Annotated in this window: 1 protein-coding gene; it reads left to right on the forward strand. The window is 35.5% G+C overall.

Annotated features, from left to right (window positions below; all coding sequences use genetic code 11):
- Positions 1-279, forward strand: a 279-nt coding sequence (locus KVT34_RS29875; RefSeq protein WP_217563257.1) for a helix-turn-helix domain-containing protein, incomplete at its 5' end; no start/stop codon positions are given.
- Positions 280-440 lie beyond the last annotated feature (161 nt).

Below are 440 nucleotides of genomic sequence, written 5' to 3' on the forward strand. Positions count from 1 at the left end.
ACTGCAGAACGACTAAACATGTCTAAGTCAGCATACGGCGGCTATGAAACAAACTACCGTAGACCTAAATACGAAGTTCTTGTTCAGATAGCAGATATTATGGATTCCACTACAGACTTTATTTTAGGAAGAACAGATAACCCAAATAGTATGGACTTTAATGTTACCGATTTTCTAGACAAGGGTAAGTTACATTCTAACGGTGTTGAAATTACAGAAGAGCAAGCAGAGGTTTTTAATACGTTATTTAAGCAGCTTATACAAATAAAAAAGCAATAAACAAAAAAGGAATAGCCAGATGCTATTCCTTTTTTTGTTGCAATATAGCTGTAAATTGTTTGTACTGTTCTGGCGAAATTTGTCTTGGGTTATACCGCTCTTCCAAGAGGAAATTCACATCACAACTTACTTTCTCAGCACCGAAAAATTCCCCAATGAAA

Origin of the sequence: Paenibacillus sp. GbtcB18, from assembly GCF_019091125.1 — a bacterium.
Taxonomy (GTDB): domain Bacteria; phylum Bacillota; class Bacilli; order Paenibacillales; family NBRC-103111; genus Paenibacillus_F; species Paenibacillus_F chitinolyticus.